26 protein-coding genes and 1 pseudogene are annotated in these 23491 nt (G+C 56.7%); 7 read left to right on the forward strand and 20 right to left on the reverse strand.

The features are described 5' to 3' along the window. Window positions 1–101 precede the first annotated feature (101 nt). From C5P05_RS13635 to C5P05_RS33705, 5 genes are all read left to right on the forward strand, one after another. Window positions 102–767: a hypothetical protein gene (locus C5P05_RS13635; RefSeq protein WP_114970386.1), complete on the forward strand. Its 666-nt coding sequence runs from the start codon at window positions 102–104 to the stop codon at window positions 765–767. After that, window positions 736–2856, forward strand: coding sequence for a hypothetical protein (locus C5P05_RS13640; protein ID WP_157979324.1), 2121 nt, complete (start codon window positions 736–738; stop codon window positions 2854–2856). Before C5P05_RS13635 ends, C5P05_RS13640 begins: the two co-directional genes overlap by 32 nt. Window positions 2857–2933: 77 nt before the next feature. Then, window positions 2934–3947, forward strand: a complete 1014-nt coding sequence (locus C5P05_RS13645; RefSeq protein ID WP_114970388.1) for an ATP-binding protein — start codon at window positions 2934–2936, stop codon at window positions 3945–3947. Between the two features lie 533 nt (window positions 3948–4480). Continuing rightward, entirely contained in the window at window positions 4481–5278 is a 798-nt protein-coding gene (locus C5P05_RS13650) for a hypothetical protein (protein WP_157979325.1), read from the forward strand. 386 nt (window positions 5279–5664) lie between these two features. Then, window positions 5665–5889, forward strand: a complete 225-nt coding sequence (locus C5P05_RS33705) for a hypothetical protein (protein WP_157979326.1) — start codon at window positions 5665–5667, stop codon at window positions 5887–5889. A gap of 67 nt (window positions 5890–5956) precedes the next feature. On the opposite strand, the pseudogene C5P05_RS13660 reads toward C5P05_RS33705, so the two are convergent. The 11 genes and pseudogenes from C5P05_RS13660 to C5P05_RS13715 form a co-directional block, all read right to left on the reverse strand. After that, window positions 5957–6340 (reverse strand): annotated as a pseudogene (locus C5P05_RS13660) (DNA/RNA non-specific endonuclease); the annotation flags it as partial. A gap of 66 nt (window positions 6341–6406) precedes the next feature. Then, the gene (locus C5P05_RS13665) at window positions 6407–6607 is read right to left on the reverse strand and encodes a hypothetical protein (protein ID WP_114970391.1); all 201 of its coding nucleotides are present in this window, start codon (window positions 6605–6607) and stop codon (window positions 6407–6409) included. Further along, window positions 6604–7113 carry a hypothetical protein gene (locus C5P05_RS13670; protein WP_114970392.1) on the reverse strand — a complete coding sequence of 170 codons (510 nt, stop codon included), beginning with the start codon at window positions 7111–7113 and terminating at the stop codon, window positions 6604–6606. The genes C5P05_RS13665 and C5P05_RS13670 overlap by 4 nt, the downstream gene beginning before the upstream one ends. After that, entirely contained in the window at window positions 7107–7613 is a 507-nt protein-coding gene (locus C5P05_RS13675; RefSeq protein WP_114970393.1) for a 3'-5' exoribonuclease, read from the reverse strand. The genes C5P05_RS13670 and C5P05_RS13675 overlap by 7 nt, the downstream gene beginning before the upstream one ends. Continuing rightward, window positions 7607–8101 (reverse strand): hypothetical protein, encoded by a 495-nt coding sequence (locus C5P05_RS13680; protein ID WP_114970394.1) that lies wholly within the window; start codon window positions 8099–8101, stop codon window positions 7607–7609. Before C5P05_RS13680 ends, C5P05_RS13675 begins: the two co-directional genes overlap by 7 nt. Beyond that, window positions 8101–8694, reverse strand: coding sequence for a metallophosphoesterase (locus C5P05_RS13685; protein WP_157979327.1), 594 nt, complete (start codon window positions 8692–8694; stop codon window positions 8101–8103). The genes C5P05_RS13680 and C5P05_RS13685 overlap by 1 nt, the downstream gene beginning before the upstream one ends. Window positions 8695–8760: 66 nt before the next feature. Further along, the gene (locus C5P05_RS13690; protein WP_114970396.1) at window positions 8761–9318 is read right to left on the reverse strand and encodes a hypothetical protein; all 558 of its coding nucleotides are present in this window, start codon (window positions 9316–9318) and stop codon (window positions 8761–8763) included. Next, window positions 9312–9833: an HAD domain-containing protein gene (locus C5P05_RS13695; RefSeq protein WP_232834487.1), complete on the reverse strand. Its 522-nt coding sequence runs from the start codon at window positions 9831–9833 to the stop codon at window positions 9312–9314. The genes C5P05_RS13690 and C5P05_RS13695 overlap by 7 nt, the downstream gene beginning before the upstream one ends. A 278-nt stretch (window positions 9834–10111) precedes the next feature. Then, on the reverse strand, window positions 10112–10858 hold the full coding sequence (locus C5P05_RS34495; protein ID WP_232834482.1) for a DUF2442 domain-containing protein: 747 nt from the start codon (window positions 10856–10858) through the stop codon (window positions 10112–10114). Then, complete coding sequence (locus C5P05_RS13710; protein WP_114970426.1) at window positions 10812–11144, reverse strand: HigA family addiction module antitoxin; 333 nt, start codon at window positions 11142–11144, stop codon at window positions 10812–10814. The genes C5P05_RS34495 and C5P05_RS13710 overlap by 47 nt, the downstream gene beginning before the upstream one ends. Before the next feature lie 27 nt (window positions 11145–11171). Further along, the gene (locus C5P05_RS13715) at window positions 11172–11567 is read right to left on the reverse strand and encodes a hypothetical protein (protein WP_114970398.1); all 396 of its coding nucleotides are present in this window, start codon (window positions 11565–11567) and stop codon (window positions 11172–11174) included. Between the two features lie 59 nt (window positions 11568–11626). On the opposite strand from C5P05_RS13715, the gene C5P05_RS13720 reads away from it, so the two are divergent. Then, window positions 11627–11890 carry a helix-turn-helix transcriptional regulator gene (locus C5P05_RS13720; RefSeq protein WP_114970399.1) on the forward strand — a complete coding sequence of 88 codons (264 nt, stop codon included), beginning with the start codon at window positions 11627–11629 and terminating at the stop codon, window positions 11888–11890. Between the two features lie 32 nt (window positions 11891–11922). Here the strand turns inward: C5P05_RS13720 and C5P05_RS35285 are convergent, their stop codons facing one another. From C5P05_RS35285 to C5P05_RS13755, 7 genes are all read right to left on the reverse strand, one after another. After that, on the reverse strand, window positions 11923–12198 hold the full coding sequence (locus C5P05_RS35285; RefSeq protein WP_114970400.1) for a thermonuclease family protein: 276 nt from the start codon (window positions 12196–12198) through the stop codon (window positions 11923–11925). After that, on the reverse strand, window positions 12162–12383 hold the full coding sequence (locus C5P05_RS13730) for a hypothetical protein (RefSeq protein WP_114970401.1): 222 nt from the start codon (window positions 12381–12383) through the stop codon (window positions 12162–12164). Before C5P05_RS13730 ends, C5P05_RS35285 begins: the two co-directional genes overlap by 37 nt. A 208-nt stretch (window positions 12384–12591) precedes the next feature. Next, the gene (locus C5P05_RS13735) at window positions 12592–13773 is read right to left on the reverse strand and encodes a Wadjet anti-phage system protein JetD domain-containing protein (protein ID WP_114970402.1); all 1182 of its coding nucleotides are present in this window, start codon (window positions 13771–13773) and stop codon (window positions 12592–12594) included. Next, window positions 13770–17222, reverse strand: coding sequence for an SbcC/MukB-like Walker B domain-containing protein (locus C5P05_RS13740; RefSeq protein WP_114970403.1), 3453 nt, complete (start codon window positions 17220–17222; stop codon window positions 13770–13772). The genes C5P05_RS13735 and C5P05_RS13740 overlap by 4 nt, the downstream gene beginning before the upstream one ends. Continuing rightward, window positions 17209–17904 (reverse strand): DUF4194 domain-containing protein, encoded by a 696-nt coding sequence (locus tag C5P05_RS13745; protein WP_114970404.1) that lies wholly within the window; start codon window positions 17902–17904, stop codon window positions 17209–17211. Before C5P05_RS13745 ends, C5P05_RS13740 begins: the two co-directional genes overlap by 14 nt. Then, a complete protein-coding gene (locus tag C5P05_RS13750) occupies window positions 17901–19367 on the reverse strand; it encodes a Wadjet anti-phage system protein JetA family protein (RefSeq protein WP_114970405.1) in 1467 nt (488 codons plus the stop codon). Before C5P05_RS13750 ends, C5P05_RS13745 begins: the two co-directional genes overlap by 4 nt. Further along, the gene (locus C5P05_RS13755; protein ID WP_114970406.1) at window positions 19349–20224 is read right to left on the reverse strand and encodes a WYL domain-containing protein; all 876 of its coding nucleotides are present in this window, start codon (window positions 20222–20224) and stop codon (window positions 19349–19351) included. Before C5P05_RS13755 ends, C5P05_RS13750 begins: the two co-directional genes overlap by 19 nt. A 586-nt stretch (window positions 20225–20810) precedes the next feature. Here C5P05_RS13755 and C5P05_RS13760 point away from each other — a divergent pair. Next, complete coding sequence (locus C5P05_RS13760; protein ID WP_114970407.1) at window positions 20811–21341, forward strand: Uma2 family endonuclease; 531 nt, start codon at window positions 20811–20813, stop codon at window positions 21339–21341. Window positions 21342–21667: 326 nt separating this feature from the next. Here the strand turns inward: C5P05_RS13760 and C5P05_RS13765 are convergent, their stop codons facing one another. Together C5P05_RS13765 and C5P05_RS13770 are read right to left on the reverse strand one after the other, a co-directional pair. Continuing rightward, window positions 21668–22414, reverse strand: coding sequence for a DNA/RNA non-specific endonuclease (locus tag C5P05_RS13765; protein WP_420130751.1), 747 nt, complete (start codon window positions 22412–22414; stop codon window positions 21668–21670). A gap of 329 nt (window positions 22415–22743) precedes the next feature. Then, a complete protein-coding gene (locus C5P05_RS13770; protein WP_114970409.1) occupies window positions 22744–23013 on the reverse strand; it encodes a hypothetical protein in 270 nt (89 codons plus the stop codon). Between the last annotated feature and the right edge of the window lie 478 nt (window positions 23014–23491).

Raw genomic sequence — 23491 nt, forward strand, 5'->3', positions numbered from 1 at the left:
TCTTAGCATGAGGATTTTTACAATGAAACGACATCTCGGGTCGTTCGCTGTTGCGCGTCATCACGCGCGCAGCGTTGCGAACCTTCATTTAGGGGGCTGCCATGTGGGCCGCGCGTGACATCCGCTACGGCGGGCTCAACAAACGGTACAAGGCAAAAAAAGGTCGTCTGATCCGAATGATCGACCCATTCACAGCTCAACCAGTCGAATTTTCAACGACTTTGCGTGCAGACAATTGGCTGATGCGCAATTTCTGCCCCGGTGTGGTTCGCTGTGTTGTCCAGCCCGACACCCTTGGTTTTTTCGAAAAGGGTGTGGCCCATCGGACGAAATGCGACACGCTCACGACATTCAAGGACGGCACGCGCGTCGCTGATTTGGTGATTACTGAACTGAGGTCGCCGTCCCCTGACGCTTGGCAGATTCTGCAGAAGGCCGCAGTGATACATAAGTTGTCCGCCAGTTTGCGAACCCGCGATGAAATTCGTGGCAATCCCACCTTGCTTGGGAACCTGGACATGATGCGCCAACATTTGGTATTGCACACCGATCGATGCATCGACGAGGTGAAAAAAATCGTCTGCGAATTTGTGTCTCAGCACAAACAGCCTTTAAGCCCAGTTGAAGTCGCGCTAGAACTCGCCAAACGAAACGTCAGCGAAAAAAGTACTGACAGTGCCCTTTTCCGCCTCCATCGGGAGGGCGTTCTTTCAATAAACATTGAGGAGATCCCATATGGATGCGATTCACGTATTGCCCCCGCATGAGGACGGTTCCATGTCACCTGCACGTCACAAGGGTGGTCGTAGAACGCTCTCTGAATGCTATAGAGATATGAGCAAATGGCCGGGCTTTGACGATGCCACTCTGAAGGGAGCCCAAAAAAAGCGCTACTGCCAACTTCGCGACGCTACAGCATTGTATTTGGCGTATCGGCCGATGCGCGAAGTCCTTGAGGTGGCCAATGTGACCGAGCGGAGGTTCTTGCGGATTTTTGCCAGGTGCCTTCGGCGCGATTCGTCCGGAGAAATATTGGGCTGCCGCGCGTTTGTGAAAAATTCGTTTGCATCGTCTCCTGTTCGAATTACACCATTGAAAGCAAGTGTGGATGGAAAAGGCGGCTTCTTTGGCATGTTCCGAAAACTACTTCGCGATCACCCCAAGATCGCCGAAAAACTGGTCACCTTGCTGAATGGATATGGGCTTAAAGGCTTGCGTCCAAACCGCCTGATGTTTCGTGGTGTTCATCTAAGCTTTTGTAAGTTCTGTGAGGCGGAAGGGCTGGGCATACATGAGTATCCTCTCAACACGGGTGAACGGGCACGACGAGCACTTCGCGCCTGGATCGACTCGGACTATCTGCCGAAATTTGCCACGCGGTTCGTCACTCTGGAGCATGGTATTGATGCTGGCGGCCTTGCCGCGTATGGGGAAGGCGACGGGCAAGCCGATCGGCTGGCAACAGGTTATGGCGCTTGGATCATCGACGCCAACACAATTGACCTGTACGCTCGCTACGAAGTACCGAACGCCCAGGGAGACTGGGAACAACTGGAACTACGCCGCTTCCAGGAACTCCGTCTAATCCACAAGGGAACCAGCGCCAATTTGGCCAATCGGCAGGTCTACTCACCACAGGTATCCGCCGAAGACGTTGCCATGCTGTTGTGGGACGGAGTTGCTGGCCCATCGCCCGTGCGAGAGGTCATTCAGGGCCTCAGGGAAGAGGAGGGCGCGGGCTATCCAGCAAATGTGATTCCCGAACTGAGGTTCGCGATTCCTGCTGTCGTGTATTTGGACAACGCGCTGGCACACCTGGCGGACCACGTTCAGCATATCGTCAGTCATCTTTTTGGTGCGAACGTCATTCTTGGCAGACCTAAGACGCCCCATGAACGCGCTGCGATTGAAAGCAAGTTCAGTTTACAGGCCCGCAGGATTCTGCACCAGCTTCCCAGCACCGCGGGCAGTGGCCCTAAGGATCCTCGGCGAAAGGGAAGCAGCGTTCCGATTGAAGGGCGAGTGCGCGCGGAAGAGTTGGAACATGTGCTCGATGTCTACGTGATGAACGAGAACGCAGTAGTGGCGGCGGGCGCGCACAACGTGGCGCCGCTAGTGCGGCTGCGCCGCCAGCTTGTGAGTGGCGCCTTAAAGCCGCAATACCTTCCGATGGACAAACGCAAAGCGCATTACTTCAACCGACCGATACGAGTGACGGTGAAGGTGGACCCGTCAACCGGCCGGCGGCCTTACATCAACTACCTGTATCAGCGGTACTCCAGCAACGCACTTTGCCGGCGCTTTGACTTAAAAGAGCGAACCATGTATGTACGCCCGGATTTTCGCAATCTGCGCACGGTCATGCTGTTTACGGAAGACGGCTGTGAGTTTGGGCCCGTGCAAGCGTTGGGCCACTGGGGAACTTTCCCGCACGACGTTCGAATCCGACGACTGTTTGGGCGGCTCAAACGGGATGGGGAGCTAGACGCCAGGGCCGAGGATAGACCGCTGGAGGCTTTGTTCACACATTTGCGAAACAAGGCGCCACGAAATACTACGGCCGCTCTTCAGCTTGCCAACCTCTGCGAATATCTCAAGAGAAATGATTTTCAAATGGGGCCGATGCTGGAGGATGCCTCCAGGGAGTGGGCTGCTGCTTCTGAGGCCATCGATGCTATAACGCTCCTTCCGATGGCGCAGCTGTCGGCCGAGGCGAACGACGTGCAACCGAATGCTGGACCGTCGCTTCCGGCTTCCATTCCAAGCGCACGGACCTTCAAAGTCGATACCGTAGAAATCAACGCTCCAGTGATGCCCGAACGATGGGTACTGCCCCGGCGCAAGCTGCGGCAATAGCACGAGGGTTTGAAAGAACTGGCATCAGTCCACACTCTTGAGCTCTCCCTACTCACTCTTCATTGAAGGATGTGCACATGATTACCGCAGACGAAGTATCTGATAAAAATGTTGGATCAAATGGGTTGCTTTTCACCAATGTCACCGTCTGGACACCGGAAATAGATCGATTCGGCCAGAGCGTCGCCCGCTGGATTCGCATGGGTCAGCCGGGCGGGGCCGTATATGGGCAGCAGCGCAATGGTAAAACCCGAGCATGCTCCTACCTGGTGCGATTTCTCCCCGAAGTCCTGGGCTATCAAATAGCCGTGCTTCATTGGAGCATTCCTGAGCAAATCGAATCCAAGCAAACCGAACGTGAATTCATTCAGGAAATGATGCATCAGTCCAACTGCGCCCGGGTAATGGGGCGGGACTTGGCCGTGCTGCGCCGGCGATTCCTCACACATCTGGCCGAGCTGGCGTTAGGTGCTGGATCGAAGCGCATTGTTGTCATTATTGATGAGGCACAAAATCTTTTCCGCGCGCAATATGGCTATCTGATTCATTGCTTCAATTCGTTGGAGAATTTTGGCGTTCAACCGTTTTTCCTGCTGGTAGGTCAACCAGAGCTGCAGAACACACCGGTTGGCTGGGCGGAGGCCAGTGGTATGCAGGTTTTGGGCCGCTTTTTTGCTCGGGAACATCGATATCGTGGCGTCGACCGAACTGAAGTGGAAGCGGTGTTGGATGGTTTCGACATGCCTACAGATGGCGAAGCCTGCAGTGATTTAGCCAAACGCTACCCGGCAGAGTATGAAGCTGGTTGGTGCCTGCGAAAGCTCGCCCCATTCTTTGTCGAAGCCATGGATATGGTGATGCAACAACATAATATCCAGTCAGGCTTAAGACTACCGATGCAATACTTTCATTCGACACTGTTGGACCTGCTGTACCGCGTCAAGGATGAAAATATTTCCTTATTGCAAGTCAGCACCCCGATGGTCTTGACCTCGTTGAAAGAATCCGGATTTTTGAGTGTTTTGGCCTACTATGTGGACCCATCGTCCGGTGATTCTGGCACGCACCGGGCAGTCAGGGGAATGATGTGAGAGGCCCCGTAACGCGGGGTTCCCCAACTGGATTGATCCCCAGAATATGTTCGTCGTTGAGCAATGAATCGCTGTATGGGGTATGGACAACTCATGGAATTGTCCGAAATTTTGAACTTGGGAAAAACAGTCCATTGAATCCAGCACTGATGGTGAGGCCAATATTTGCTCGTCTAACCGACCCGAAATTGCAGCTGGAAGTGATTGGCAAGGCACTGGGAATGAGTCCCACGCAAGTGAAAAACCTGAGGGGATTCGACATTACTGGCGACTGTCCCGACACGAGGGTGTTCCACCAAGGACTACGGTTTTGTCAACCGTGTCTTCACTTGGGATATCACTCCATTTTGTTTCAGCATGTGGGGGTGGCACGATGTCCCCTACATTCGATTCCATTTCACGATTTTTGTCCTATGTGCAAGCGCGTGATCGTTCCCACGTTCGCCTCGGCACTTGCGCATCCGTTCGAGTGTCCCCACTGCCTAACATCACTTGCAAGTACGGTATATCGGCCTCAAGACCGACAAACTGCAATGTTGGCCGATCAAATGGCAGGAGGTCGCCGTCCAATATTGGCATCTAGCAGTGCTGCCAGCAAGCACCACCTCTATTTCGATGACCGCCCTTATACGATGCAGACGCCCAGCACACCTGCTGCATCCAGACTTTATCAACGTGTGACGATTTGGGCCGAGCCAGGTGACTCTCATTGGACAAAGTTTCCGGAGGAACGAATGTCATCGCTTGTGCAGAGGCATATTGGCACAGAAGTAAATAGTGCCGACAGCTTGGACCTCGGCCTCGCGGCTGAGCGAGTGCTTATTTTTCTCTTCTATTACTGCCGCGCGCATGAAAAGACTGTATTGAGGCTTGCCCAACGGTTGGGACGATACCCCCGTGGCCTGAGGCTCAACGCACATGCCAGTGTGATCGGAACAGCACTTTACAAGCTGATAGCTGCCTATGATTTAGTGCAGGAGGCGCAGATAATTTTTGATATTGGGGTGCCAAATATGAACTCCAAGGCGATCGCCTGCCACGGAAAAATCATGCCTCGATACGGCCCCGATGAACCGGATTTTCCGAGACTGAATTTCCGGCTGCTGCAACTTGAGATGTTTGGAATGTTTGCGAAGCTCCTGGCGAGGCTCAAGAGTCATTCCCCCTTGTCAGAAGTCAGTTGGCTGGACATTCCCCACGCCATAGAGTTTGCACCCACCTGGTTGCTCACGAAAACAGTTGACGACGTATCGGTCAGGATTCGAGCCCGTGTCAACGAGAAGACGCTAGTGCGGCTCATCAAGCGACGGTGGTTCGATCAGTTGGTGTAGTAGCCATTTGCGATCTGCCTTCTCCAAATCTGACATGCAATTTTCGCACTACTTCAGAAAAGACCGTGCTCAATCGTCATTTTTTTCGCGCAATCAAACCGCCGCCAACACGTGCAACCAGCCAAGTGATTCTTGTTTGAGTTGGTCTTCAGTCATTGCGTCACTCCCTGAATGGCGCTTAGTTACGCTGCCTTTTTCTCAAATACAGGAAACCCGATTGGAAGTGTTGTTTGCTCCGAATCAATTAGAACCTGATCCGTTAGATCAAAGGGAAGAACCCACAATTTCATCCCATCGCCATAGTCAAAAACTGGCAGGGACTTTGCAAACGAATCGGTTGCCGGGTAGATAGGGGACATTGGCGGCGAGATGCTGCAGATGCGTGGATGTCGGTTATCTGCGCTGAGTTTGGCGGTCGCTATGACTGCAGTGATTCGGAACCACCAGAGCTTGGTACCGGTAAAAATCGCTTGCCAGATTTTGATCAGGCCGTCATATCGCAGCTGTTCTATCCAATTGCACAACCTTTGGCCTGTTTTGATGAATTTCAGTTAGCGAGTTTAAACTTTCCCGCAGTGGCCAAGGGTGCTCGGCACGGCATCCGTGACTAGGGTGAAGACGACTATATGCGGGCACAGGAAGGCGTGGACCACGCGTGTAACTCAATCTCGAGATGCGTCATTGACTGGGAATTACACCCGGTAAAAACTCAATCCCGGTATTTTTGACCAGTTCGGCATAGCTGATCGGCCTTGATCCATGTGTCGAGTCATCGTTCAAGTGCCAATGTACCCACGCCCGGTTCTTGTTCTGCTCGTACACAAGCTTAAACAAATACTTGGGAACATGCACGTGACCGGGACCGATGCTTTCACTTTGGGCAATGCTTGGTTCAAAAACAGGGCCAGTGATCACATACACGTCACCAGTCGCACGCCCAGCATATTTACGGGTTGCCGCCTCGACGGTGGTTCTCCAAGCACCTTGGTTATGTTTAGGTGCTTGTGGCACCATATTGGCAAGCGAAAAGCTTTGGACCATGGCTTGCGCGGTAGGCATATCATCATTGTGTGTTGTCGCAATTGCCAACATGCCAGCCCAATTGATTACTCGCTTCACTCGGCATGGTCATAGCGATTTCTCAAAGTCAATCTCCTTGATGACAGTGACCACACTGTCTTCGTCGATGTGCACCAATTGTCTGCGGCCATCAGGGTACTCTTTGACGATTTGGCCAGGGTATTGCGGGTCGCCATAATAAATTGCACGGCCAGCCGCCAAATGCGCTCTTGCGGCCAAACCATCATCACAATGGGCACTGACTTTCATTCGATTCTCCAAATCTTCTCCATGAACTGACGCCAGGCACGGTAGCCCGCCATCAGCGCCCGCGCATCGGCAAGGGCATGGTGCGGGGGCCAGTCCTGGGTGTATGTGTTGTTCTGTGCCCGCTCAAAGATCGGGTGCGTGATGCTTGAGTTCCCCAAGTGCAGCGGTTCGCCAAGATTGGCGGGTGGATTTCTGTAAGCACGGCCAAGAATGGCATTCACCAGCAACAGCCAGTCGCCTTCAAAGTCGTAAATGATGGTGGCAGGCTCTGGCAACAATTCGAACCACGCATGCAGGCGTTGCGTTAATTCTGTACGGCTGCAGGCTGCGCCAGGCACTCTGCCCAGCAATGGCAACACGGTTTCGCGCACAAAATCATTGCATGCGTCCCGGTGATAGTCGGTGCGTTCGGCGTAGAACTCGCGGCCATCTTCGCTGACAAGCGCAAGACTGATGAGGTCGGGACGGACGAAATCCGTGAATTCGGTATCGAGGAAAACTAGCATGGTTCTGGATTTCTACTGTGCGTACACCACGCACGGTAGCCCGCCATCAGCGCCCGCGCATCGGCCAGCGCATGGTGTGCGGGCCATTCTGGCGTGTAGGCGGCATCCAAGGCCGCTTCAAAGGCCGGCTGGGTAATGGCGTAGCTGTCCAGGTACAGTTGTTTGGCGAAATTACCGGGCGGCTTGCTGTGGGGTCGTCCCAGCATGGCGACGGCCAGCAACAACCAATCTTTCTCGGAATCGAAAACAACAGTGGCTGGCTCTGGCAACTGTCCGAACCAATCTCGCACGCGGTCGGTCAGTTCTGTCCGGGTACAGGCCGCACCCGGCACGCGGCCCAGTAAGGGCAGCACGGTTTCGCGCACGAAATCGCTGCACTGTGTCTCGAAATAGTCGGTGCGCTCGGCGTAAAACTCCCGGCCATCTTCAGCCACCATACCAATGCTGATGAGGTCGGGCCGGACGAATGCCGTGAATTCGGTATCGAGGAAAACTAGCATGGCATTGACTTTCTGGCATCCATCCAAGCCAGCCAGCCCAGCCGGTAGGCTCTCGCGTCGTGCAGGGCGTGGTGCTCGGGATGTCCCTTGGCAAAATAGGCCGTGAGCGTATTGTTGTAAATCGCGGTGTCGATCAACGGTGCCAGGTCATGGCGCTGGGGAGCAAGGTTCTCGGGGCGCTCGCCCAGCAGTCCCAGCAGAAAGCGCCAGTCTATTTCTGCGTCGCAAGCGGCTTGCACGCGGCGCGGGCGCGTAGCGAACCAGTCTTGCAGTGACGCCCTTGCGGCATCACGCGACAGACTCGGGCCAATCATGAGCGGCACAACATGGCGTTGCACCCAAGGGTCGCAATCGACCAGTTCCCAGCCGTCCAGCTCGGCGTACCACTCCGCGCTGCCGTCTTCGGCCACCACCGCAAGCGATAGCAGTTTTCTGGCATCGGCCGGGTGTGACAGGCCGGTGTATTCGGTGTCAAGGAAGATCAGCATCAGAGGCAATTCAGGGCGTGATTGATGTCCCAGCCGACGTTCATGTACTTGACCATCAGCGTGGATGGCAGCGTTTTTTCATGCAGGTGGCCGTGGTAGTTCAGGATGGGTGTGTTTTTGTAGGTTTCGGGAACAAGGATGGGGTAATGACTCACCACCACCAAGCGGCCCTGATAACCCAGCCACGCGAGAAATGGAACCACCGCCTCGAACAAGTGTTCTTCACACGCCAATTTGCATTTGCCGTCACGGGTCAAGTCATGGTTTCCGGCGATCAGAATCTTTCGGCCCGGAAGTAGCCGGATGAGCTCGACGGTTTTCTCATAGTTGCCCATTGCCATGTCGCCGCCAAAGAGGATGAGCTCATCCTTGGGTACTTTTTGCAAAGTAGCCATCAGCGCGTCCGTCATGCTGTCTACATTGAAAAACGGTCGGTCGCAGTAGCCGATGATGTTGGTGTGCAGGAAGTGCAGGTCTGAGGTGATCCAGACCCGCTCACCTGCTGCGAGTGCATCGCTGACTGTTTGGCTGGTCAGTTCAATCAAGTCTTGATTGATAAGGTCGGTGAGTCCTGAATTGATCGCTTTTGACATGCCTTTTTCTGAATCAAGCGTGTGCTTGAACAATCCGAGTGCAGTATTGAACATAAGAGTCCTGTGCTAGGTTGAACGTGCGTGAGCCAGCGCCGCCGCCTTCACGTCGATGTAGGCCGCCCGCAGCGCCAGTGCATCGGCCAGCGCATGGTGACGCTTGAGTCCGCGCCCGCCGCGTTGCCCCAGCGCCCGAAAACATTCTTCGGCCGCCAGTTCTCCAGTGATGGTGCCGGTGATTGGGTTGACGTTGACGGGAAGTACAACGTCGCGAACCTGATCCCAAAGCCCGGAGTCCCGGATGGCATATTCCATCAGTTCATAGTCAGTTGAGTAGTCGAATGCGACCTCAACTTTCGCCCCTGACTCTGCTGCCAGTCCCAGCAGCCAGTCACCCGTGCGGCGTCCCATTTCCCATTCGGTGCCGGCCGCACCCGGCACCAGACCCCACATTTCGAAAATGCCGCTTTGCACGAAAGCGCTGGATGCCTTGGCGCGATCTTTACCGGCGTCGGTGGTGAGGTCCAGTTCGGCGTAGTGCTCCCGGCCATCGAGGGTCACGAGGCCGAGACTGAGCAACTCCGGGTTCAGGAGGTCGGTAAATTCGGTATCGAGGAAAACTAGCATGGTTCTGACCTTCCAAGGACTTCCAAGCGTTCCGCCAGCAGTGCCAGCACGACCGGATCTGACAGCCCAGTCTCGCTATGGGTCTGCACCAGCTTGTCCAGGTCGTCGGCGCCCCAGCCTTCCGGCTGGTCGTCAATGGCGACCCAATCAGTTAGCCCCGCGCGGCCGGCGTAGCGTTTGATTTGCTGGTAGCGCGTCGCCTCGTCCCACCAGGTAGAGAGACTGTGAAAGCCCTCGCGTTTGAACGACATGGCGCTGTGCCAAGTTGCACCAATGACGCGGGTACGCAACTCCTCCGGCAACCAGCGACAGGCGCGGCTAAACGACAACTCTCGCGCCCAGCTCGTTGATAAAACGATCTTCACCTCGGGGAAATCGGCCAGCGTTTTAATAAGCAGCGGTGCCCACATGAATAACTCACCTTCTGCTTTTAGCGTGGGGCGCCCCTTAACCAAAAAGGCTGCGTCCGGGTGCAGAACACCGTCGAAGTCAAGAAATAGGATCACAGCCAGCACCCGATAGGCCAGGCGTTCAGCGATGGACCTTTGAACATCCCATCGGTCAGTGTGCCAGTACGTGTTCGGATCGCGCTCAACAGGAGGTCCGCCAACAGAACGGCCCCACGTCTTGCCATACGCCACCTCGCAATCGAGCCGCCGCCATCGCAGTGCAGGGCCATGAGAAATTTGTTCATTTAACGAGCAAGGCCTTTCCGCACATAGCACTTTCGCCACCCACGTGATCGTTCGCGCAGGCCTGGAGAATTGGAAACAATACCAACATATTTTTGAATTTATCGTAGAACACACTCGCCGTGCGCTTTGATTTCGTCATACATCGCATCGGGTGCCAGGTCCAGCTCTCCCGGCCACGTCACAACACTAATTTCCAAACGCGCCTGATTGAAGAACGCCGGGTCTTTCAAGACCGCAAAAGCACCGGTCAGGTAAGTAGGTTCAAACTTAACGGTGCCTTGCACCCCGTCGGCAAAGCGTACCTGTAGGATCAATTCCGCTGCCACCTGAACCTCCACCACTCGCCAAGGTTCCGTCAGGCGACTTCCCAGGGATGCAATGCGCAAGTCGCGTGCGTTGACGAAATCCGTGGGATTACGCATGCAGTAGGCCCAGATGGATTGTTTGGCGGAAGCCACCGTTTCTGCTCCCAACATCCAGCCCGCCATCAATGAATTGGAATGGTGCCGCCACACCGCCGCCGCCACGGCAACGCTCACATCTTGTCCGAGTTCATGGAGCGCGATTTGCACGTTGACCGCGTCCTTGCGTTCATCTGGATCAGAGGGGTCTTCACTATCTTGACAAGAGTCGCTGCATTCATCAAAAAGGCTGGACAGATTCGACATGAAATTTTCGTGATCCTGCTGCATCAATCGGTCGTAGTCAGGGCTGCCAAATTCCCGACCGACGGGAGCCATGTTCTCCCATGCTCGCTCCTCGGAGGATCGCCAGAAAAACCTGGCGCTATGAAACCGCTCATGGAAAAGTTGATTGATGCTTCGTTTTCGTTTTGTGCTGTTCACATCCCGCCTCCTGCGAAAGTTTTCTGTAAGGCTTTCGGCTTCGACGTGTGCCTGCCTGGTACAAATCGTATTGCAATTGCATGCCCGCCCATAGTTCAGGACTGGTTCCAAAGGCATCACCGAGTCGACAAGCCATGTCGACCGAAATGCCGGAGGCACCCGACACAATTCTCGACAGTGTCATTCGAGTCACACCAAGCCTTGCAGCCGTTGCGGTGACGGTACTGTCGCCCAGGTATTCCTTGAGCACCCTGCCAGGGTGGGGTGGGCTGTGCATACGTGTCACGTTCATACTCGTGATGACCACTGGGGTCTACATGGTCGTCAAAATTCCCTGTTCAATTTCATTCATAAGATCGTCTGAGTCGAACTGGCATGGCATTTTGATGGCGCGGGATACGATTTCACGTTCAATGTAAAACATATACCTCTGCAGCCAATGCTGTAGGCTATCTTCAGCCAATTGAAATTTGGCTTTACCCTTCAGCTTCTCGGACTGACTTTGCATCATGTGCAGAATGAGGTACATCGGACCGGCAAGAGGCGGCTCGATGCTGTCATCCACTGTGCACGAAAGTTCTATCAGTCGCAGATCCCTTGCGATTTGATGAAGGATGGCATCATCAAGGCTGGAAGGAAGCGCTGCCTCTGCTGGGCGCGATTCAACTGCTTTAACGATAATTGAGAGATTGGTTACGGGTATGCTCATGATGGAAATGCTACTTTAAGTCTGTAGACTCATAAGCATCATACCAAGAAGCTACCTGCATGAAAAAGCAGGTAAAAACTTCTTTGTCCGCCAGAGCGCGGCTGGCGAAAAACTTGAGATTACTGCGGGCACGAGGCGGCTTGTCACAGGAGGCTTTGGCAGACTTGGTTGATTTACACCGAACCTATGTGGGCTCAATCGAGCGCTCAGAGAGGAACGTGTCGCTGGACAATGTGGAAAAGCTGGCAACGGCGCTAAAGGTCGATATCTGTGTACTGCTTTCTGAGTCCTTGACTCTCGATCAAAGCAACGCCAGTGGTTGATTTTTGATTTCTGAAGTCGATGTTTGAGGGGTTCAAAAGTACCTATACGAGCCTTCGGGAAGTTCGAACTGCTTGTAATGCCAGGCGAACCCCATCCTGACCTGGTCCAGGTTGGCGTCAAGCTGCTTCACCATGGCTTTGCCGACGGTGCGCCCGAAACGGTCGGATTTCCCGGCCTGCACCTTCACCTGTTGTCCGAACACCAGGCCGGAGAGGTGCTCTTTGGCACGCTGTCCGAACGGCTGCGCTTTTTCAGGGGCGTCGATGCCGCTTAGCCGGATTCGGTGGGGTGTCTGGCTGATGTCCAGTTGTCGATGGTGTCGCCGTCGAGAACGCCGATGACCTTGCCGCCCAAGACTGTGTTGGCCGCCGCAACGTTAAAAACGCAAAGTAAAAGCAGCAGGGCCAGCGACGTTGCGATCTCTCTGAGGATTACCGGTGTCGCTTGGCGGAACTTGTGGCGGTTGGCACACAGCGGATCATTTTCGCCCACGACCAGAGCCGATTCGCATGCCCAGGTCTCTCATCGTTGTCAAGCGGCGGGTGCCGGCAATCCTCACCATGTGAGCTTGCGCAACCGCCGCACATCGATCGCCGGCACGGAGCGTTCTCTGCCGATAGCGGTTGATGTTTGGAGGGCACGTTTGGGCCAACTGAAGACCATTGATATGAACGTAACGCTGAGTCACTTTTCAAGCTTTTCAGCTGCGTTCCAGTGCTTCCTGCTCGGCGACGAAGCCGGCCTCAAGCACTGATCGTCCAAGGTCGGGCCAGTCGGCTGCGCAAGCGAAGTGGTGGATCCGCTCAAGGGTCCGAGCAGAAGCCTTAACCCGCATCGCAGTGGGTACATCGTCAGGTGACATCGCATAGGGCTGAAGCTTAAATCCCGCCGCCTTGGTAACGGCCGCTATCGTCGAGGCAATCCGAAATCCCCCCTCATCGACATCTCCCCAGTGAAAAATAGGGGTAGCCGGCGACAGGCTCACCAGCAGCCGCATGTACATGGCGCGCCAGGCCGGCGAAGGCATGCCGGCTGTGTAGATCAGAAGCACCTCATGGTCTTGGCGCCTCTTCGCCTCACTGTGAAATGTGGTCTTGTTCTCAATGGTGATGACTTCAGTAACCTTGCTTGCCACCCCCTGGATGGTCCCAGCGGGTAACCCCATGTAGGGCGCGTCAATCAAACCGGCGGAGCGACCGCGCGTGATGTGCACGAGGCCGGCCAACAGCACGGGATGCTCCTCCCGGAACAACCCCAGCTCCTGCCACACCTGAGCCGCGGTCCTGGGGCTCTCCTCGATGCTGCCACTCAGCAGGACGTCGAGCTGGGCGGGGAGGGCCTCAATCCGCTTGCTGTCGAGAAACAGGCGCGCGCTGAATTCACGCACCGGGGTGGCAATCGCATCCTGGCTGCGTGATGCGCAGGCCCGAATGGTCTTGGCAGCATCAATCCAGGCACCTGCGTCTTGTGGGCCCAGACCTCGCACCTTGGCCATGCCGGTCCAGCGCCCAATCATCTCCAGGATCACAGGGAAGTCAGCCTTCAGTGGCTCCAACTGGGCAACGGTCTGGGCCAACTGGTCGGCATAGGTGCTGCGCCCCAGAAATCGGGCAAGCGCCTGCACTTCCACCAAGTCAATGCGCTCAAACAGTCCATCCTTCGGATTCAGCTTGTCACGCTGCAAAGTGACGGCACCGGCGTCGCGCGCGGCCAGGAAGGTCTCATCACATTCCTGTTTGTGCTGCCAGCTTCGCAGTTCGCTGTAGGGTTTCAAGTGCGTGGCTGTCAGAGCTGGGGCGCGCGCACGTGCGCCGGCGGCGTGCTTGTTGCCCGCATCCAGCAGCTTGGCCAGCAAGTCCCTGGCGATGGCGCCCGCGCTCATGGTGCGGGGGCAGCTACAGGTCGCGCGATGGGTTCCTGGCGGACGGACAGCAGCTCCGCCTCCAGCAGCTCGGGGTGGTATTCCCACATGTCCTCGCGGAACTGCTCCCGCATGGCTTCGCTGACGCGGCGTTCCTCCACCTGAATCACATGGCGGGTTTCGTCCTTCATGATTTCAAAGTAGCGGTGCAGGAAGGCGGTCAGTGTCGGCAGGTTCTCACCCGGGCTGGCCAGCAGCACCTGCAGGCCGAGTTTTTCGAGGTAGCGCATGGTGGCCACGATGTTGGGCGTGTCCATCTTGTCGAAGGCCTCGTCCAGGAGGATGAGTCGCAGCCCGTCCTGGTTGTTCTCATCCATGCGGTAGGCCGAGGACAGTGCGGCACCCGCAATCACGTACAGCGGCGCGCGGTGCTCGCCACCGGACCCCGGGCCAATGCGCTTGCTCAAATGCCCGATGGTCTTGGTGACACCAGTGACCGGATCGTCGGTTTCAATCTCGATGTCGAACTCGAAGAACTCCCGGTAATCATCCAACGGGCTCTTGACTGCGGCATTGCCGGTTGTGGTCTTCTCGCGCAGCAGCTCCGCGAACTGGGCAGGGATTTCCCCGGGCTCTCCAAACAGCCCGCCGTCGGCGCCGAAGTCAGCGATGTTCTCAATGAACTTCTTCAGCGGCAACAGGTCTGGACGGACTTTGGCCTGGAACTGGTACCGCTCCCCATTGGTGAAGGCGGGGGAGGCCTTGAGCGCATCGTTCAAGCGCTTGAAGGTGGTGGTCTGGTACTTGAGGTTGGCGTGCAGGGCCAGCGCCACGTCCTGCCGGAAGGTGTTCTGCGACGCAAGGTAGGCTTCCTTGGCCTGGTCCTTGTACTGCGGCAGCTCCGTGTTCTGCAGCCTGGCGACTTGCTGCTCCATCCAGGCCTTGGCCTTGCGCCAGTCGGACGTCACTTCCTCGCTGACGGCTTCACGGTGGTCGGTCAGAAAGGTTCCCAGCAGCGTCTGTGCCGGGCCCAGGTGGCGCACCATGGCAGAGTTGCAGCGCCTGGATTGGTTTTCGCAATGGTCGGCCATCGCTTGGTACTTCTCGCCGAATTGCTCCAGCAGCGAGTCCCAGCGATCAGACGCGTAGCCCGGGTCATAGTCGGCATGGCCACGGCAGGTCTCGTGGACCGATCGTTTGCCTTGGAGCTCCAGCAGCTTGGCTTGGCATTCTCCAGTCAACCTGTCCAGAATCGTCTGAGCGCGAACAACGGCGTCCCGAGCGTTCCGGGCATCGTTTACAAGCTGGGGATTGCCCTCCTGCAGCGCCAACAACTTTGCGCAAATGGCCTGGTATTCGGCGCTAGAGCTGCCCGAGATACGCTGGTTGGCGAGTTCTTTTTCGGTGAGCGCCTCATTCAGCTGGTCGGCAAATCCCAGCAGCAGGCGCAGGGTCTCCGGCGACGACAAACTCTGCACTGCCTGGCGGATGCGGACGATGGAGCCTTCGCGTTCCTGCAGGTCGACAACCTTCCTGTTCAAGTCACGGGACTCAGCCCTGAGCCCGTCTAGCTGGCCTTTGGCGCCGGCGCCGATCTGCAGGTCCGCTTCCGGCACCAGCCTCAGCCGCTCAAAGTCTCCGGGCCCCACCAGCATGCCGTCCAGAGTCAGCGTCCGTTCGCCGTGCAGCGCCTCTTGGGCGCTATTCGCACGCTTGAGATTGCCCAGCTTTGCGCGCAGGTAGGCCACGGCGACCTGGTTGCTGCCCTGTATCAGGCTGGCCACCGTGTCGGCGGCCGGCTGGCCCAGTCCAGGGCGTGCTTTGTCCGAGCGCACGATCTTGACGCCATAGATGGTCCGCTTGCCCTGCAAAGACCGATAGATGCCGAAGGCTGTGTCCTCTTCTTCCTTGTCCCGCAACAGGATGGCTTCCACATTCCTGCCCAGGTAGGCTTCGATGGCTGGTTGCCATTTCGGATCTGTCACCTTCACCAGGTCACAAACGGGGGTGGGGTGCAATCCGTGGTCCGCGAACTCATGCATCAGCCGGGCCGTCGGTTCGCTGACCTGCGTGAGGTTGGTGTTGGCGCGATCCATGCCCAGGCCAATCGTCGAGAGCCGTTCTTTGGCGAGCCGGATATCCTCCTTGACGACGTCGTGTTCGTTACCAAGGTGCTTAGCCGCGGCCTTCAGCGTGTCCCCCAGACCGCGGATGATCTGCCCCAGCCCATCCTGGTCGACCCGGTTTTGCGCAACCGAGAACTGACTGAGCTGCTGCGCGGCCAGTGCAAGTTCCGGTTGCCACTGGGCCAGCAGGTCGTTGGCGCTGGCGTTTTGGAGCAGCTGCCGGAAGTTGCGCAGTTCCCTCTTCAGTTCATCCTCCCGGCGGGTGGTTTTTTCTTGCGCCTGCGCCAGGGCCTGCTGGGCGCCCGCATTCTCGGTATGGTCCGCATGGGCGCGCTGTAGGCCGGTCAGTTGACCCACTTCGAGAGTCCTGGCCGCCAGCGCTTCGTCGGCGCTCGTGCTGGCTTCATCGCACTTCCGGACCACCTCTTCCTGATCAAATTTTTCGGCCGTCAGTTTTTCGTGGGCCGAATTGCACAATTCGTATGCCGCGGAGGCCTGCAACCCGGTCCACGTGGCGGATTTGCGGGCCTCGACCAGTGCGAAGTCAAAGTTCTTGCTCACCTCCAGGCCTTGGTTAATTTTTTGCTCGACCCCCTCGACCAAAAGGTTGATCCGCTTGAAGGTCTCCACCAGCTGCTTGAACCTGGCGATGTTGGTAGGCCGGTCTTCGAGTACATCCTGGCGAACAATCTGGTCCACCGATTTGGAGAAGCTCATGCGCAGCGCAAAGCGGAAAGCGCGCGCAAACGCGTCGTAGGACGCCGGACCCGCCTTGCCGCGCAGCATGAACAGCACCTGTTTGACGTAGCTGGCACCATCGTCAAACAGCGGCTCCTCCCCCGTAACTTTGGACTGCTCCTGCAGCCGGTGGCGGAAGCTGGTCCAGGGCAGGGGCATGATCGCCCCGTCGACCGTCTGCAGGTGCTCGGACATGGACAGTTCCACGCCCCGGATGACGTAGCGCCCCAGCACCTTCTCCGCCTCATTGCCCAGCGAGGCCTCAATGCAAACGCCCATGGAGACCGGCTCATTGGTCTCGGTGTCCCGCCAGACCAGCGTGACGTAGGTGGTGGCCTGTGGCCGCGCACACTGTTCAATGGTGTCGCCGTACTGGCCAAGGCAGTAGGACCGCAAGGTGCGGCTCTGGTGCGACTTGGCGTCGGCCTGGGCATTGAAGTGCATCAGGTTCTTGTTGGCGCCCATCATGGCGATTTGCACGGCATCGAGCGCCGAGCTCTTGCCGCTGCCGTTGCGGCCGAACAGACCGGTGATTTCTTCCAGACGGAATTCCTGCTGCTCGTACAGCAGGAATTGCACCAGCTTGACGCTCTCAAGCCTCTTCATGGTTCACCCCCTGGTTATCGTCGATCGCCACAGACTCGCCGGCAACGGCGCCATCCGCATGCGCCTCATCCCTGGCTGCGCCCCACTGCGCCAGCCGCATCAAGGCAGTCTCGCCGAGCACATCGACAATGGCCGGACGGATGGCCACACCGCCAGCCGACTGTTCCTGCAAGGGCGTGAGTTGACCGTTGTCATCGTCTTCCAGCCTCCTGGCGATGCCCCAGCGCTTGACAGTGCGCAGCAGCGTATCTAGCTCACCGCGTGTAGGCAGGTCACGTCCGGTCATGAGGAGGAACTTCTCCTGCAGCTCGATGTAGTCGCACAGGACCTCGCCATCTTCCGTGAGCCCGCCGGCGCGCACGCCTTCGTCATAGAGGCCGCGCAGCACCAGGCCAAACAGTGTCTGGGCCACGGTCGCGGTACCGGCTTTGGCGTGCTGCGGCAGGGCAGTGACGTAGCGCAGCTGCCGGTTGATCGAAAGGGACACTCCGAGTGGGGCCAGGATCTTGGCGAACTCGCGCTCGTAGAGGTCCAGGATGGCATAGGTCACCCGGCTGCTCCGGTCGGCGTGGTAGATCACCTGCTCGGCCACCAGCCGGTAGGCGGCGGTCTCGAAGTGTTCGACGGTATAGATGCCGTCCAGCCGGCTGGCCAGATCCTCCCAATCCCGTGGGTTGCTCATTTGGTCTCCCTGTTTTTAGTCTGGCGTTTGCGCCAGCTCAGTGTGAATGGCTTGCCGCTCAAATACGGATGCTCGGCGGCTTCGTCGCTGGTGTAGCGCAGCTCCATGCCCGGGGCGGATGACCGGCCTTCCATTTCCAGCCTGGCGATCCTGGAGTTGGTGGCCATGGCCACGCTGGTCAGGGCCTGGAAGGCCCGCAAGTCCTCGATGGATCCGCAAGGCATCGCGTCACTGCCAGCGGTGGCCGTGTCCTGCAGCACTTTCTCGGCATAGGCGCGCAGCTTCATGGGCGTGATCGACCGGCGCTCCTGGGCGCGGCGCACCAGATTGCCAATGGCGCGCGTGCGGTCGGAGATGATGACCTGGCGCAAGGGCATGGGCGCCAGCCACGGCACCTCCTTGCGTGGCTGGGCCAGGCGAGCACCAGCCATCAGGGCGTCAGGCGGAAACACGGGGGCGACATCGAGGTCGGGATTGGCAATCAGCCGGTCCAGGGTCTGCCGGAGCAGGTTGTCGATGGGGCGTATGGCGCGCAGCTTGTATTCCAGGAAGGCCAGCGCGCGCCGGTTGGCGCTGCGGATCTCTTCATCCAAGCGCTCCAGGTACTCCTCGATCCGGTCAAGCTCATAGAGGCGCTGCAGGTCGCGCTGGAACGCGGCCTGGCCTTTTTTATCGTCCCCGCTGCACAGGCGGTTCACATACCAATCCAGCAAGCGACTGCGATGCTCTGGCTGGGTGTCTATGTCTGCGACGGCATCCAGAATCTGCTGGCGCTTGGACAGCGGATGCTCCCGTGTACGCAGCTCCTGGTAGTCCCCGATGAAGACCTGCTGGATGTAGTCCTGGAAGAAGGTTCGGACATACTGGGCGGTGGTCGGCTGTGCACCGATGGCCGCCATGAGGTCGCGCACGTTGGTCCCGGTGTTTCGGATGTAGACCAACAGGTTGCGACACTGCTCGGCCGCTTCCCGAAGGAGGTCGCCGCTGGCCTCGCCTTTGCGCACTTGCGATACGGCGGCGTCGATCGAGCGAATCTTGCCCGAAACGAACACGGGACCTGTCTCGGCGAAGTTGATAAGTTGGGTCAGCAGTTGGCCCACGGCCGGCGCCATGTTGACGGTTTTTTCAATCCCGTACTTTTCCAGGCGAAACCAGCCTGCGTCGAGCAATCTGTTGAAGATCCCGATGACTCGAATGTTCAGGGGCGTTTCGGGCTGCTCGCCAGACTCTGGCTGCCATTCGTCGGCATATTTGAGGTGGTCCTCAATCTCCTGGGTGATCTCGCGCTGCAAGAAGCCATAGCTGGGCGGCAGGGGCGCGTCGGGGCCAAATCGCCTGCGATGCAGGTGGCACAGCAGTGCCCAATATCCGTGCCGGTTTTGGGATGCCAGCGGACCGAACAGCCGGTCCGGGATGCGCTGGAACAGAGCGATCGAAGCGGGGGCTACGCTGGAAACAGCCATTTGCGCACCTCCTCGACGTTTTCGACAGCCATTTGGTACTCGGGCGGCAATTCCTTGGACACGTCCAGAGCCAGTCTCAACTCCTGGATGAGGTAGGGCAGCAGGGCACCGCGGCAGCTGTGTACGCGTGCGGCAGTCCCATCGAAATACTCGCTTCGAACAAGGTCCTGTTGCCCAGGCGTCAGCTTGGGATGCGCTTGGATGCGCACCTTTACCACGGCAGACCATTTGGCGTCTTCCGCTGACGAGGTCTCGGCCTTGTGTTCCAGCATGGAGATCTTCGCGATGCGCCCCAGCACGAAGTCCCTGAAATCATCTGTTTCCAGGCAATAGCCGCGGATGTGCCAGCGCCGACCGGCCTGGACCAGACTATGCGGCTCAACCGTTCTCAAGTGTGGCTCGGGTGTGCGCATGGAACGGTACTCAAGCATCAAGCGAGTGCGCTGCTCAATAGCCAGGCGGATGCGCGAGAAAACGTGTGGGTTTACGTGGGAGAAGCCCCAGGGGGCCACCGTGACTGGGCCCGCACCAGGGGCGAGGTCCGCGTAGATATCAGCTTCGGCCAAGTAGGCCGCCAGACTCAGTTCAGACGTACCAGCCTTGAGCTCAACATTGGTCTTCCGGTAAGCGGCGTTGGTCACATAGTAGGACTTGGTCTTATTGTCCCATTCAAGCCAGTTAGGGTTCTCCTCGCGCACTTCCCTGAGTAACTGGCTTGCCCGTATGCCACTGAGACCCAAGACGTCCATCAGACGGCCGCGGCTCAGGCGCCCCTCCCACAAAGCCATGCGACGAATGACTTTGTGTCGGTTTTTTTCCAGCAAATTCGCTTGCTTCATCTCGTTTGTCGCTGACATAATATATTTAAATATATCATATATAAAACTATATTATGTAAAAATTATAGTGTCTTCGGTGAAGACCGTAACACCTCGGAGTGTTGACAGACGGAGGGGGGAAGGCCGTGCATGTGGCTAGAACTGTGAGTCACCGCCTGGCTAAAACCGAGCGCATGCGCTGTATAGCCAACTCGTTTCCCGGCTATCTATTTTTTACAGGTGAGATGTCCACTTTGTGGATTTGAAGTCAAAGTCGCCAACTTCTGCTTTGGGTCGATGTCCACTGCCGCGAACGCTCAAACGTTGATATCTGAATCAACGTATTGATGGGGACCAGCAGATGACGCGATACATCCAGGGTAGTGACCGTAGCCAAGTCACATTGCTGCTGGAATGCCTGGATTTCTACACCAATGAAGACAAACGCCACGTGCGGGTCGTATGCAATCCATGTAGGATTTCGCGTGGGTGGCCGGGCGGCGACGCGGAGAATTCAAGGTTTGATCCGAGGTTGTTGACTACGCAACTATCATCAAATGGCAATTGGGCTGAATTTTATGAACGTGGGTTTTGACGTCGATTTTTCTTTGAGGTGTTTGTAAAAATGGACTTGAACGAATTCTTGGTCTGGGAAGAGCATCAACCCGAGAGGCATGAGTTCTTTCGCGGGGAAACCTTTGCAATGGTCGGAGGAACTGCCCGGCATAACCGCGTGATCCTGAATTTGGCCAGCCACATCGGTGACCACCTGGATGGCACGCCATGTCAAGTTTTTGCATGGAACATGAAAGTGCAGATTGCTGATGGGGTGCTGTACCCAGATGTGATGGTGACTTGCGGCAAAGCTGAAGCCGGTGATGAACAGACCATGACTGAACCTAAGCTCATCATCGAGGTCTTATGCCCCAGCACCAGCGGCTATGACAAGAGAGATAAGTTCATCCTCTATCGCACCTTGGCATCGTTGCGCGAGTGCGTTTTGATCGATCCAACGAAGCGGCACGTGGAGGTTTTCACCTTGGCAGATGGAGGCGCGTGGTTGCTGACAGACCAGACCACGGCTGATGTGCTTTCGCTTGCCAGTATTGATTGCAAACTGCCAATGGAACTGGTTTTCAAAGGCCTGCAGCACTGAAAGCGGTTCACCCTCTAGGCAAATCGCCGGTCATCACCGATGGCAATCAGACCCAGAGATCTCTGCGACCACGAGAATTACGGCGTCTGCGCGCTAGATGCCATCAAAAAAATCGAGGCGCGTACGAACTTCAGGCATATGTCATATCGCAGCTGTTGCTTCCAACTGCACAGCCTTTGGTCTGTTTTGATGAATTTCAGATTGCGAGTTTAAACTTTCCCGCAATGGCCAAGGGTGCTCGGCACGGTTTCCGTGAGTAGGGTGAAGACGACTACATGCGGGCTCAGGAAGGCATTGACCAGCATCCAAACCACACTCCGGATGCTTCATTGACTTGGACTTACACCCGGTAAGAACTCAATCCCGGTACGTTTGACCAGTTCGGCATAGCTGATCGGCCTTGATCCACGTGTTGTGTCATCGTTCAAGTGCCAATGTGCCCACGCCCGGTTTTTGTTCTGGTCGTACACAAGCTTAAACAAATACTTGGGAACATGCACGTGACCGGGACCGATGCTTTCACTTTGCGCGATGCTTGGTTCAAAAACAGGGCCGGTGATCACATACAGGTTTCCCGACGCTCGACCAGCATATTTACGGGTTGCCGCCTCGACAGTCTTTGCCCAGGCACCGCGGTTGTGTTCAGGAGCTTGAGGCACCATATTTGCAAGTGAAAAGCTTTGCGCCATGGCCTGCGCTGTTGGCATATCACCAGCGGGAGCAAGATGGCCACGATCAAAACCACTCCCCTTGTAATCATCCAATGTCGCACGCTCGCCTGACCGAAGTCGTGCATCGGGGAAAAACTTGTTGGTTCGTTTCTCATCGGCATCGGCTATGGATGCCCGATTGAGTTTTTCTGCGACATACACGGCAGTTTTGCTTTCCCCAGAATGCAGTATGGCAAATGCGTCGTAACACAAGGCTCGGTTTGTGGGGCGATGTACCACCACAGGCGGCTGTCCATTTGCAAAGAACTGTGGGCAAGCGGCAAAAATTTCAGCGTTATTGCCTGTTCGTGTCGTGGAGGATGGGTCTGGGGTTGCGGCAGATGTACCTGCATGTTCCCGCATAGCAGTGCCCAGCTCCTTAGCGAACTCCTCCAAGCCATTTGCAGCCACTCTCACACGATCCGTAGGGATGTTGGTACAGGATTGGCTGGACAGCCCAATCGCCAGCGCCAGCAGGATGCTGATCAGGTGGGGCTGGCTTCGGGGTTGGGAGCGCTTGGATGTTGTTCTTTTTTTCATCTATTTGGCGTGAGACGCAGACTGATGGGTGAAATCAGGCTACGGAAAAATCATGATTTTGGTGAGTGCTGCCTTGCATGAGGGCATAAAGAGCATGCACGCAGAGAGTCGAAGACGCTACATGTCGGCCAGTGCAGACGTTTGCACTACTTTTATGCCAATGCCAACATGGCTTTTTCGAACATGATGCCAAGGCGATAGCTTAACAACGCGTGGGCCGCCTGCTCCCGTGTAACTCCACCCATTTCGATCTGCCGGGTGTAAGCCCGCACCTCTGCTGCGAGGCGAAATCTTCGTGAAACCAGATAAAGCAGCACCCACACCGGCATGATCCACGCTTGCTCACGGTAATGAACCAATTCGTGTTCGATCAGTGCGATGTCGCCGCGATGTTCTGGCCGAACCAGAATGAACGGCCACACGCTGCTCGTGGTGACCCGCTTCGTGCCCTTATGAACAGTTACCAGTTATGGGCAGTTGCCGCCTGGAGCGAACTGTCTGTCATTGGTAAATTCATCCCATGCATTGTTTCGTTCTCTACATAATTTCATTGGCCGACTGTTGACCAAGCCTTCGAACGGTGAGCCAATTGTCAATCCGGTTTTATGTGTCTTGAGTGATTATTTGACAGTCGCCCCATTGGGCGGGAGATGACACTCGACAGGAAAACCTGACATGTACGCACTGCGGCAGAAACGCACTATCAGAAGTCTCAGAGGCATACAAGGCAACCGAATTATGGTGAGATGCAACTTTGAGACATCCGAACAAAGGTATGCGATCTATTAACCGCACACCTTGCGCGAAGCCGCCAAATGGGATGGGGATTCAGGGGGTGGGGATGACCAGCCGACTGATCAGTCGACTGGCATCGCGATAGACCACGGCAGCAATGCCTCG

The sequence above is a fragment of the Rhodoferax ferrireducens genome, from assembly GCF_003347515.1.
Classification (GTDB): Bacteria; Pseudomonadota; Gammaproteobacteria; order Burkholderiales; family Burkholderiaceae_C; genus Rhodoferax.

Excerpts from the sequence above, each read along its gene's own strand:
- C5P05_RS13675 (WP_114970393.1), bottom strand. The coding sequence starts at position 7,613 with ATGCTAGTTTTCCTCGATACCGAATTCACGGCATTCGTCCGGCCCGAC.
- C5P05_RS13665 (WP_114970391.1), bottom strand. The coding sequence starts at position 6,607 with ATGAAAGTCAGTGCCCATTGTGATGATGGTTTGGCCGCAAGAGCGCAT.
- C5P05_RS13740 (WP_114970403.1), bottom strand. The coding sequence starts at position 17,222 with ATGAAGAGGCTTGAGAGCGTCAAGCTGGTGCAATTCCTGCTGTACGAG.
- C5P05_RS13745 (WP_114970404.1), bottom strand. The coding sequence starts at position 17,904 with ATGAGCAACCCACGGGATTGGGAGGATCTGGCCAGCCGGCTGGACGGC.
- C5P05_RS13715 (WP_114970398.1), bottom strand. The coding sequence starts at position 11,567 with ATGAGCATACCCGTAACCAATCTCTCAATTATCGTTAAAGCAGTTGAA.
- C5P05_RS13765 (WP_420130751.1), bottom strand. The coding sequence starts at position 22,414 with ATGCGGGAACATGCAGGTACATCTGCCGCAACCCCAGACCCATCCTCC.
- C5P05_RS13735 (WP_114970402.1), bottom strand. The coding sequence starts at position 13,773 with ATGAGCGCGGGCGCCATCGCCAGGGACTTGCTGGCCAAGCTGCTGGAT.
- C5P05_RS13650 (WP_157979325.1), top strand. The coding sequence starts at position 4,481 with ATGTTGGCCGATCAAATGGCAGGAGGTCGCCGTCCAATATTGGCATCT.
- C5P05_RS33705 (WP_157979326.1), top strand. The coding sequence starts at position 5,665 with ATGTCGGTTATCTGCGCTGAGTTTGGCGGTCGCTATGACTGCAGTGAT.
- C5P05_RS13680 (WP_114970394.1), bottom strand. The coding sequence starts at position 8,101 with ATGCTGATCTTCCTTGACACCGAATACACCGGCCTGTCACACCCGGCC.
- C5P05_RS13720 (WP_114970399.1), top strand. The coding sequence starts at position 11,627 with ATGAAAAAGCAGGTAAAAACTTCTTTGTCCGCCAGAGCGCGGCTGGCG.
- C5P05_RS13635 (WP_114970386.1), top strand. The coding sequence starts at position 102 with ATGTGGGCCGCGCGTGACATCCGCTACGGCGGGCTCAACAAACGGTAC.
- C5P05_RS13685 (WP_157979327.1), bottom strand. The coding sequence starts at position 8,694 with ATGTCAAAAGCGATCAATTCAGGACTCACCGACCTTATCAATCAAGAC.
- C5P05_RS13760 (WP_114970407.1), top strand. The coding sequence starts at position 20,811 with ATGGACTTGAACGAATTCTTGGTCTGGGAAGAGCATCAACCCGAGAGG.
- C5P05_RS13640 (WP_157979324.1), top strand. The coding sequence starts at position 736 with ATGGATGCGATTCACGTATTGCCCCCGCATGAGGACGGTTCCATGTCA.
- C5P05_RS13690 (WP_114970396.1), bottom strand. The coding sequence starts at position 9,318 with ATGCTAGTTTTCCTCGATACCGAATTTACCGACCTCCTGAACCCGGAG.
- C5P05_RS13750 (WP_114970405.1), bottom strand. The coding sequence starts at position 19,367 with ATGGCTGTTTCCAGCGTAGCCCCCGCTTCGATCGCTCTGTTCCAGCGC.
- C5P05_RS13755 (WP_114970406.1), bottom strand. The coding sequence starts at position 20,224 with ATGTCAGCGACAAACGAGATGAAGCAAGCGAATTTGCTGGAAAAAAAC.
- C5P05_RS13645 (WP_114970388.1), top strand. The coding sequence starts at position 2,934 with ATGATTACCGCAGACGAAGTATCTGATAAAAATGTTGGATCAAATGGG.
- C5P05_RS13670 (WP_114970392.1), bottom strand. The coding sequence starts at position 7,113 with ATGCTAGTTTTCCTCGATACCGAATTCACGGATTTCGTCCGTCCCGAC.